This is a genomic window from Kitasatospora sp. NPDC058406 (assembly GCF_042722765.1).
Lineage (GTDB): Bacteria > Actinomycetota > Actinomycetes > Streptomycetales > Streptomycetaceae > Kitasatospora.
Window position 1 is genome coordinate 1 of sequence record NZ_JBHXKE010000315.1, and the last position, 8,718, is coordinate 8,718.

The following is an 8,718-nucleotide window of genomic DNA, read 5'->3' on the forward strand; positions in this document are numbered from 1 at the left end:
GGCGCCCGGGAGGTCAACGCCATCGTGACGGTCACCGCGACCGGCGGCGGCACCTCGGGCGGCCGCCCGCTCGGCACCCAGGGCGCCCGCCCGCCCGGCGTCACCGACGCCGGCCCGGGCGGCGCCGGCCCGCAGTCGGCCGCCGTGGTGATCCTGGTGGACTGCTCCGGTTCGATGGACTACCCCGCGAGCAAGCTGCGCGGCGCCCGCGAGGCCACCGCCGCCGCCATCGACACCGTCCGCGACGGCGTCGCCTTCGCCGTGGTCGCCGGCACCCACGAGGCCCGCGACGTCTTCCCCGGCGACGGCACCCTCGCCATCGCCTCGGACGCCACCCGGGCCCGGGCCAAGGAGTCGCTGCGCCGCCTCACCGCGGCCGGCGGCACCGCCATGGGCACCTGGCTGGCCAAGGCCGACCAGCTGTTCCTGACCCGCCGCGACATCGCCATCCGGCACGCCATCCTGCTGACCGACGGCAACAACGAGCACGAGACCGCCGCCGACCTGGAGCGCGCGATCGAGCGGGTCGGCGGCCACTTCACGGCGGACTGCCGGGGCGTCGGCACCGACTGGCGGGTCGACGAGCTGCGCAGGATCTCCTCCGCGCTGCTCGGCACCGTCGACATCGTCGCCGAGCCCTCCGGCCTGGCCGAGGACTTCCGCTCGATGATGGCCGGCGCGATGGGCAAGCAGGTCGCCGACGTCGCGCTGCGGATCTGGACGCCGGCCAACGCGGTCGTCAGGTTCGTCAAGCAGGTCGCCCCCTCGGTCGAGGACCTCACCGAACGCCGCACCGAGGCCGGGCCGCGGGCCGGCGACTACCCGACCGGCTCGTGGGGCGACGAGAGCCGCGACTACCACGTCTGCGTGGAGGTCCCGTCCTCCGCCGTCGGCAACGAGATGCTCGCCGCCCGGATCAGCCTCGTCCTGCCGCCGTCGGTCTCCGGGGGGACGCCGGAGGTGCTGTCGCAGGGCCTGGTCAAGGCGGTCTGGACCGACGACCTCGCCTCGTCGACCCGGATCAGCCCGCAGGTCGCCCACTACACCGGGCAGGCGGAGCTGGCCTCGTCCATCCAGGAGGGGCTGGAGGCGCACCGGGCCGGGGACGTCGACCGGGCCACCGCCAAGCTCGGCGCCGCCGTCCGGATCGCCCACGCGACCGGCAACGAGGGCACCTTCAAGCTGCTGCAGAAGGTGGTGGACGTGGTGGACCCGAAGGAGGGTACCGTTCGGTTCCGTAAGAACGTGAGCGAGGCCGACTCGATGACCCTTGAGACCCGGTCGACCAAGACCGTCCGTGTGAAGAAGTGACCGCCGACGAGCCGACCGGGCCGCAACCCCGGCCGGACACTGCCCCGGCTTGCTGGAATTGAGGGGGGACCTGATGCCGATCTGCCCGAGGGGCCATGAGTCGCAGGCCGAGGACTGGTGCGACTTCTGCGGCTTCCCGATGACGCCGCCGCAGCCGGTACCGCCGCCGCCCGGCACGCTCGCCGGCGCACCCGGCGGCCCGGGGGCGCACGGTGGCCACGGCGCGCCGTACGGCGGTCCGACAGCCCCGCCGGGGGCCGTCCCGCCCGGAGCGGTGCCGCCGTCGAACCCGCGGGGCTTCCCGGACCTCACCGAGGGCCTCGTGGTCTGCCCGATCTGCCGCAGCCCGCAGACCGGGCGGTTCTGCGAGGAGTGCGGGTACGACTACGACCTCTCCGCGCCCCAGCGCGCCCAGCAGCCCTTCGGCGTCCCCGCCCAGGCACCGCCGCCCCCGCCGGCGCCGCTCAACATCCCGGCGGCGTACGGCGGCCCGCCGCAGCCGCCCGCCGCCCCCCAGCCGCCGGCGGCCCCGCCGCAGCCAGGCCCGCCCGCCGGGTACGGCTACCCGCCGCCCGCGCACGGGTCGGAGGGCCCCTCCCCCGCCCACGCGGCTCCGCCGTACCAGGAGGCTCCCTACCAGGAGGCGGCCGGGTACCCGGAGTCCCCTTACCGGGAGGCCCCGTACCAGGAGCCCGCGTACCAGGAGCCCGTGCACCAGGGCGCGCCGTACCAGGAGCACCAGGGCGCGCCCCCGCAGGGAGCGCCCTACCAGGAGGCCGCCTACCAGGAGGCCCCGCACCAGGGCGCGCCGTACCCCGGCACCGCACCGCGCGAGGACTCCGGCCCGGTCTACGCCCAGCCCGGCCCGACCCGGCGCGGCGACGAGTTCGGCACCTCGTTCCACCTCGCCCCGCCGATGCCCCCGCAGCAGGCCCAGCCGCCGCAGGGGCAGGCCCCCGAGCAGGTCCGCAGCACCTGGTTCGCGGTGGTCGCGGCGGACCGCGAGTACTTCACCGAGATGATGGCCCGCAGCGGCCCCGAGGCGGCCGGCCTGTTCTTCCCGCCGTACTGCCCCGAGCGCCGGATCCCGCTGACCGGGCGCGGCCAGTTGCGGATCGGCCGGCGCAGCCAGCACCGCGGCACCGTTCCGGAGATCGACCTCTCGGTGCCGCCGGAGGACCCGGGGGCCTCGCACCAGCACGCCCTCCTCGCCGAACAGGCGGACGGCAGCTGGGTGCTGGTCGACCAGGACTCCACCAACGGCACCACGGTGAACGGCGGCGGCGAGCCGATCGCCCCGCACACCGCGATCCCGCTGGGCGACGGCGACCGGGTCCACGTCGGCGCCTGGACGACGATCACCCTGCACCGCGCCTGAGCCCCGCCGGCCCGCCCGGGCCGGCAGTCCGGCCACTCGACCGCCCCGGCCGGACGGACGTCACCGTCCGTCCGGCCAGGGCGGTCGGCGTTCATTGTAAAAATGATCATCAAATCAGCCCCGGATCTCTGCCCAAGGCTGCCCCGCGCCCGTACGCTCACTGCCCATGACTGCTGCAATATCCGCCGACGGAATCCGTCAGCGGTACGGGGACGTACAAGCCGTCGACGGGGTGTCACTCACCGTCGAGGCCGGCGAATTCTACGGAATCCTGGGCCCGAACGGCGCCGGGAAGACCACCACGATGGAGATCCTGGAGGGGATCCGCAAGCCCGACGAAGGGCGCGTCGAACTGCTGGGGCTGGCGCCCTGGCCGCGCAACCCGAAGCTGCTGCCGCGCATCGGCGTGCAGTTCCAGGCCTCGGCCTTCTTCACCAAGCTGACGGCCCGCGAGACCATCCGCACCTTCGGCTCCTTCTACGGCGTCGGCCCCAGGCGCGCCGACGCGATGCTGGAGCGGGTCGGCCTGACCGAGTCGGCCGGCGTCATGACCGACAAGATGTCCGGCGGCCAGGCGCAGCGCCTCTCGATCGCCTGCGCGCTGGTCCACGGCCCGGAACTGGTCTTCCTCGACGAACCCACCACCGGCCTCGACCCGCAGGCCCGCCGCAACCTCTGGGACCTGCTGCGGGACATCAACGCCGAGGGCCGCACCGTCGTCCTGACCACCCACTACCTGGACGAGGCCGAGGTGCTCTGCGACCGCGTCTCGGTGATGGACCGCGGGCGGATCCTCCGCACCGGCGCCCCGGCCGCGCTGGTCCGCGAGATCGACGACACCGTCCGGATCAGCGTGGAGTCCGGCCAACTGGCCGTGGACACCGCGCGCGAGCTGTTCACCGCCGCCGGGGCGGAGATCACCTCGCTGGAGGACGACGGCGTCTCGCTCTCCCTCTCCACCCGGCTGCCGGCCCCGGTGCTCGCCGTCCTGGCCGAGCGCAACGCGCTGCGCGGCCTGGAGGTCCGCGGCGCCACCCTGGAGGACGTCTTCCTCCAGCTCACCGGACGGGAGTACCGCGCATGACCACCGAACGCACCGGGTCCGCCGCCGTCCCGGACCAACGGTCCGCCGACCCGGCGGGCACGCCCGCCGGACCGGGCGGGGCGGGCGCACCGGCCGAACGCGAGCGGGTCTCCGCCTTCGCGAGCCTCTCCCGGGTCATGCTGGTCTCGTTCGTCCGCGACCGCACCGCGCTGTTCTTCGTGATGCTCTTCCCGCTGATGTTCCTGCTGCTCTTCGGCACCCTCCTCAAGGGCGCCTCCAGCCCGCACGCCAAGGTGGAGCAGGTCGGCGCGGTCAAGGTCCTGGACGCGGTGCAGGGCGAGGGCCGGGCCGGGCTGGAGAAGGTCCTGACCATCACCCGGGGCGACGACGAGGCCGCCGCGCTGGAGAAGGTCCGCAAGGGCGACCTGGACGCCATGATCAAGGAGGGGCCGGACGGCAGGGTCGTCGTGCGCTACAGCGCCGCCGACCAGGTCCGCGCGGGCTCGGTCCAGGGCATCGTCAACTCCGTCGTCCAGCAGGCCAACCAGGCCGCGTCCGGCCGACCGCCGGCGTACACCCTGGACGCGAGCCAGGTCGAGGACGAGGCGCTGAAGCCGATCCAGTTCCTCACCCCCGGCCTGCTGGGCTGGGCGGTGGCCACCGGCGCGGTGTTCAGCGCCTCGCTGACCCTGGTCGGCTGGCGGCAGAAGAAGGTGCTGCGGCGACTGCGGCTGGCCCCGGTGAGCGCCGGGTCGATCGTGGCCTCCCGGATCGCGGTGTCGGTGGTGACGGCACTGGCCCAGACCGCGATCTTCCTGGTGGTGGCCACCATGCCGTTCTTCGGCCTCCGGCTCACCGGCAACTGGTGGCTGATCATCCCGCTGGTGGTCTGCGCGACCATCGCCTTCATGTCGATCGGTCTGCTGGCCGGCTCGATCGCGAAGACCGAGGAGGCGGCCAACGGCCTCTCCCAGATCATCGTGCTGCCGATGTCGTTCCTGTCCGGCTCGTTCTTCCCGACCGACGACATGCCGGGCTGGCTGAAGGCGATCTCGGAGGCGCTGCCGCTCAAGCACCTGGTCACCGCCGCCCAGTCGGTCCTCTCCCGGGGCGGCGGCGTGACGGACGCGCTGCCGGCGATGGGCGGCCTGCTGCTCTTCGCCGCCGTGCTGACCGGCATCTCGTGGAAGCTCTTCCGCTGGGAGGACTGATCCTCCGGCGCCGGCGCCGCGGCCACCGCCACGGCATCGGCGGCGGGGTCGTACACCTCCGGTCCTGGTCCCCAGGTCCCGGTGTACGGCCCCGCCGCCGTCTGCGACCATGGTCGGGTGAAAGAGATCCGGCGTGGCACGCTCAGCGAGGAGACGTTCTTCGAGCAGGTCGGCGGCGAACCGACCTTCCGGCGGCTGGTCCACCGGTTCTACCAGGGCGTCGCCGGGGACGAGTTGCTGCGGCCGATGTACCCCGAGGAGGACCTCGGTCCGGCCGAGGAGCGGTTCACGCTGTTCCTGATGCAGTACTGGGGCGGCCCGCGCACCTACAGCGACCAGCGTGGCCACCCGCGGCTGCGGATGCGCCACGTGCCGTTCCGGGTGGACCGCGCGGCGCACGACGCCTGGCTCAAGCACATGCGGGTGGCCGTCGACGAACTCGCCCTGCCGGCCGACGCGGAGCGGCAGCTCTGGGACTACCTCACGTACGCCGCCGCCTCGATGATCAACACCGAGGGCTGACCGCACGGCCGACCCGACGGCCCGACCCGGTGGGCCGGGCCGGGTCCGGCGGACGGCCCGACCCGCCTCAGCGGACGGGGCTGAGCCCCAGCCCCGCGCCCGGCGCGGCCGCCGTACGGACCGCCACCGACCCGGCCGGGGCGCTCAGCCTCAGCCAGCCGCCGGCCCGGTGCACGGTGAGCGGGGCGGTCGGGGCCAGGAACCCGATCACGTAGGCCGCGTGGGCGGCGCGCAGCGGCAGTTCGGGCAGCGCCGTGACCGGGCGGGACCAGATCTCGTCGGCCAGCGCGTCCAGCACGGCACGGGTCCGGTGGTGATCCGGGACGGCCTCGCTGCGCTCCCTGAACTCCCGCACCGCGGCCATCAGTTCGGGATACACCCGGGCCGCCGGCGGTTCGCCGACCGGCCGCCAGCCGGTGCGCGGCGGCAGCAGACCCGCCCAGGCCGGGCCGGTGACCGGCCCGGGCAGGGTGACGGTGCCGGCCTCCGCGTCGACGCCGTCCAGGAGCTGCCCGGCCGAGACGGTCAGGTCGACCGGCCCGCCGAGTTCGACCAGCCGCGCGGTCCGCACCGCCAGCGCGCCCGAACCGCCCAGCGGCAGCCGTCCGAAGACGGCCAGCACGCCGCCGCCGGCCCCGGGCCGCGGCACCCCCTGCAACCGGACCGCCGCCGCCCTGTCGAAACGCAGCAGGCGGACCAGGAAGGCGGCCAGGTCGGCGGCCTCCCCGGTGCCGGCGAGGGCGAGGGGGGCGGTACTGATCAACGCTTCAGCTCACATCCGGTAGCGGGGCGGGGTCCTGCGGTCCGCTCAGACCGCCGCGACGGCCGGCTCCTCGTCCATGAAACGCTCCAGGAACCCCCGCTCGACCGGGCTTATCCGGCGGGGCCGGCCCTCGGCCAGGTCGTAGGGGACGACCACGGTCGACGCCCGGACGTAGACCGTCTCGGTGCCGTCCTCGGCGGTGTCCTTGATCTCGTAGCCGACCGTCAGCGAGGCGCCGCCGATCTTGGTGACCCAGGTCTCGACGGTCACCGGCTCGGGCCGGTGGACCAGCGGGCGCTTGTAGTCGATCTCGTGGCGGGCCACCACCGAACCGCCCGCGAACTCCCCCGCACCGGCCGCGGCGGCCTGGGTGAACATGAAGTCGATCCGGGCCTCCTCCAGGTAGCGCAGGAAGACCACGTTGTTGACGTGCCCGAAGGCGTCCATGTCGGACCAGCGCAGCGGACAGGCGTAGATGTGGCGTGCCACGGGTGTTCTCCTCGACGTCCGGTGACCCGGCCGGGCTTCGGTGCCGGTGGGCCGCGGCCCGGCAGGCCGCCCAGGAGGGCGAGTCTGCCGGGCCGTTGTGACGGTTGGGTGTCAGCCTCGGGTCAGCTTCTTGTACGTGGCCCGGTGCGGACGGGCCGCGTCCGCACCCAGCCGCTCGACCTTGTTCTTCTCGTACGAGTCGAAGTTGCCCTCGAACCAGAACCACTTGCTCTCGCCCTCGTAGGCGAGGATGTGGGTGGCGACCCGGTCCAGGAACCAGCGGTCGTGCGAGATGACCACGGCGCAGCCGGGGAACTCCAGCAGCGCGTTCTCCAGCGAGGAGAGGGTCTCGACGTCGAGGTCGTTGGTCGGCTCGTCGAGGAGCAGCAGGTTGCCGCCCTGCTTCAGGGTGAGCGCCAGGTTGAGGCGGTTGCGCTCACCGCCGGAGAGCACGCCGGCCGGCTTCTGCTGGTCCGGGCCCTTGAAGCCGAACGCCGAGACGTAGGCGCGGGACGGCATCTCGACCTGACCGACGTTGATCCAGTCCAGGCCGTCGGAGACGACCTCCCAGAGCGTCTTCTTCGGGTCGATGTTGGCGCGGCTCTGGTCGACGTAGCTGATCTTGACCGTGTCGCCGACCTTGACCGTGCCGCTGTCCGGGGTCTCCATGTCCTGGAGCATCTTGAACAGGGTGGTCTTGCCGGCGCCGTTCGGGCCGATGATGCCGACGATGCCGTTGCGCGGCAGGGTGAAGCTGAGGCCGTCGATCAGGACCTTCTCACCGAAGGACTTGTTGAGGTTCTCCACCTCGATGACGACGCTGCCCAGACGCGGGCCCGGCGGGATCTGGATCTCCTCGAAGTCCAGCTTCCGCATCTTGTCGGCCTCGGCCGCCATCTCCTCGTAGCGGGCCAGACGCGCCTTGGACTTCGCCTGACGGCCCTTGGCGTTGGAGCGGACCCACTCCAGCTCCTCCTTGAGCCGCTTGGCGCGCTTGGCGTCCTTCTGGCCCTCGACCTTGAGGCGGGACTGCTTGGACTCCAGGTAGGTGGAGTAGTTGCCCTCGTAGCCGATGGCGCGACCGCGGTCGAGCTCCAGGATCCAGCCGGCCACGTTGTCCAGGAAGTACCGGTCGTGGGTGACCGCGACGACGGTGCCCGCGTACTTGGCCAGGTGCTGCTCCAGCCAGTTCACCGACTCGGCGTCCAGGTGGTTGGTGGGCTCGTCGAGGAGCAGCAGGTCGGGGGCCTCCAGCAGCAGCTTGCAGAGCGCGACACGGCGCTTCTCGCCACCGGAGAGCTTGGTGACCGCCCAGTCGCCGGGCGGGCAGCCCAGCGCGTCCATGGCCTGCTCCAGCTGGGCTTCGAGGTCCCAGGCGTTGGCGTGGTCCAGGTCCTCCTGGAGCTTGCCCATCTCGTCCAGCAGCGCGTCCGAGTAGTCGGTCGCCATCAGCTCGGCGATCTCGTTGAAGCGGTTGAGCTTCCCCTTGATCTCCTTGACGCCGTCCTCGACGTTCTCCAGGACGGTCTTGGTCTCGTCGAGCGGCGGCTCCTGGAGCAGCATGCCGACGGTGTACCCGGGCGAGATGAAGGCGTCGCCGTTGGAGGGGTGCTCCAGGCCGGCCATCATCTTCAGCACGGTGGACTTGCCCGCGCCGTTGGGGCCCACGACGCCGATCTTCGCCCCGGGGAGGAAGCTGAGCGTCACGTCGTCAAGGATGACCTTGTCGCCGTGCGCCTTGCGCACCTTGCGCATCGTGTAGATGTATTCCGCCACGTGAGATCGCTCCGGCGTCGTCGGGAGTATTCGGCTTGCAGCGTTCCATTGTGCCGCACCGGCCGGGAGCGCAGAACCGCGCACCGTGCCCCTGGGGGGTATGCGGACGGCCCTCCGTGCACGCGATCCCCGCCGCCGGGGCCCCGAACGCGGACCGGCCCGGCCCCCCGCACACGTGGTGCGGGGGGGCCGGCCGGGGGGGACCAACACCGCGCCACCGGGC

General features: G+C 73.0%; 8 protein-coding genes. 5 read left to right on the forward strand and 3 right to left on the reverse strand.

The genetic code is table 11. The features are described from left to right. The 5 genes from ACFWOG_RS36885 to ACFWOG_RS36905 all read left to right on the forward strand — a co-directional run. On the forward strand, positions 1–1,311 hold a 1,311-nt coding region (locus tag ACFWOG_RS36885; RefSeq protein ID WP_380363790.1), incomplete at its 5' end, for a VWA domain-containing protein. 73 nt (positions 1,312–1,384) lie between these two features. Next, positions 1,385–2,689, forward strand: a complete 1,305-nt coding sequence (locus ACFWOG_RS36890; RefSeq protein ID WP_380363792.1) for an FHA domain-containing protein — start codon at positions 1,385–1,387, stop codon at positions 2,687–2,689. A gap of 166 nt (positions 2,690–2,855) precedes the next feature. Beyond that, a complete protein-coding gene (locus ACFWOG_RS36895; RefSeq protein WP_329949378.1) occupies positions 2,856–3,773 on the forward strand; it encodes an ABC transporter ATP-binding protein in 918 nt (305 codons plus the stop codon). After that, positions 3,770–4,945, forward strand: coding sequence for an ABC transporter permease (locus ACFWOG_RS36900; protein WP_380363794.1), 1,176 nt, complete (start codon positions 3,770–3,772; stop codon positions 4,943–4,945). The genes ACFWOG_RS36895 and ACFWOG_RS36900 overlap by 4 nt, the downstream gene beginning before the upstream one ends. Positions 4,946–5,062: 117 nt before the next feature. Next, complete coding sequence (locus tag ACFWOG_RS36905) at positions 5,063–5,467, forward strand: globin (RefSeq protein WP_329949376.1); 405 nt, start codon at positions 5,063–5,065, stop codon at positions 5,465–5,467. Positions 5,468–5,534: 67 nt separating this feature from the next. Here the strand turns inward: ACFWOG_RS36905 and ACFWOG_RS36910 are convergent, their stop codons facing one another. The 3 genes from ACFWOG_RS36910 to ettA all read right to left on the reverse strand — a co-directional run bounded on the left by ACFWOG_RS36910 (position 5,535) and on the right by ettA (position 8,495). Further along, positions 5,535–6,230 (reverse strand): hypothetical protein, encoded by a 696-nt coding sequence (locus tag ACFWOG_RS36910; RefSeq protein WP_355404663.1) that lies wholly within the window; start codon positions 6,228–6,230, stop codon positions 5,535–5,537. 45 nt (positions 6,231–6,275) lie between these two features. Further along, positions 6,276–6,719 (reverse strand): thioesterase family protein, encoded by a 444-nt coding sequence (locus ACFWOG_RS36915; RefSeq protein WP_329949374.1) that lies wholly within the window; start codon positions 6,717–6,719, stop codon positions 6,276–6,278. Positions 6,720–6,830: 111 nt separating this feature from the next. Continuing rightward, on the reverse strand, positions 6,831–8,495 hold the full coding sequence (gene ettA / locus ACFWOG_RS36920; protein ID WP_329949373.1) for an energy-dependent translational throttle protein EttA: 1,665 nt from the start codon (positions 8,493–8,495) through the stop codon (positions 6,831–6,833). Between the last annotated feature and the right edge of the window lie 223 nt (positions 8,496–8,718).

What these genes read in the sequence shown, in the direction of transcription:
- ACFWOG_RS36895 (WP_329949378.1), top strand. Translation starts at nt 2,856, where the DNA reads ATGACTGCTGCAATATCCGCCGACGGAATCCGTCAGCGGTACGGGGAC.
- ACFWOG_RS36900 (WP_380363794.1), top strand. Translation starts at nt 3,770, where the DNA reads ATGACCACCGAACGCACCGGGTCCGCCGCCGTCCCGGACCAACGGTCC.
- ACFWOG_RS36890 (WP_380363792.1), top strand. Translation starts at nt 1,385, where the DNA reads ATGCCGATCTGCCCGAGGGGCCATGAGTCGCAGGCCGAGGACTGGTGC.